Here is a 553-nt window from a genome sequence, read left to right as displayed (position 1 = left end):
GACCGAGCGAGGGCTCATCGAGCATCAACAGCTTGGCCTCCGCCATCAGCCCGCGGCCGATCGCCAGCATCTGCTGCTCGCCGCCTGACAGCGAGCCGGCACTCTGGGTCAGCCGCTCGCCGAGCCGCGGAAACAACCCGATGACTTTTTCCATCTGCTGGGGGCGATGCTTGCGCGCATGCGCATTGATGCCGCCAAGCAGAAGGTTTTCGCGGATGCTCATTTCCGGAAACACCAGACGGCCTTCCGGCACCTGCACGATGCCGAGTTCGACACGCGCCTGCGGCGTCAATTTGCTGATGTCTTCGCCGAGAAACAGAATGCGCCCGGATATCGGCTTGACCATGCCGGACAGTGCATTGATTAGCGTGGTCTTGCCGGCATTGTTGGCGCCGAGCAGGCCGACGATCTCGCCCGCAGCGATCTTGACATTGATGTCGCGCAGCACCGGCACGCCGCCATAGCCCGCGACCAGATTATCGATCTCAAGCATCGAGATGATCCCCGAAATAGGCATCGACGACGCGCTGATCCCGAAGGATCTCGTCGGGCG

At 62.2% G+C, this 553-nt stretch carries 2 protein-coding genes; both read right to left on the bottom strand.

Annotation, left to right across the window (positions count from 1 at the left end; translation table 11 throughout):
• On the bottom strand, positions 1 to 493 hold a 493-nt coding region (locus AC1DU6_RS35345), incomplete at its 3' end, for an ABC transporter ATP-binding protein (protein ID WP_477863244.1).
• On the bottom strand, positions 486 to 553 hold a 68-nt coding region (locus tag AC1DU6_RS35340; RefSeq protein WP_477863246.1), incomplete at its 5' end, for an ABC transporter ATP-binding protein C-terminal domain-containing protein. The genes AC1DU6_RS35345 and AC1DU6_RS35340, both read right to left, overlap by 8 nt.

The organism is Roseateles sp. P5_B10, assembly GCF_056400485.1.
Note: the sequence above shows the minus strand (reverse complement) of the source record. Positions and strands in the feature narration are given on the sequence as shown.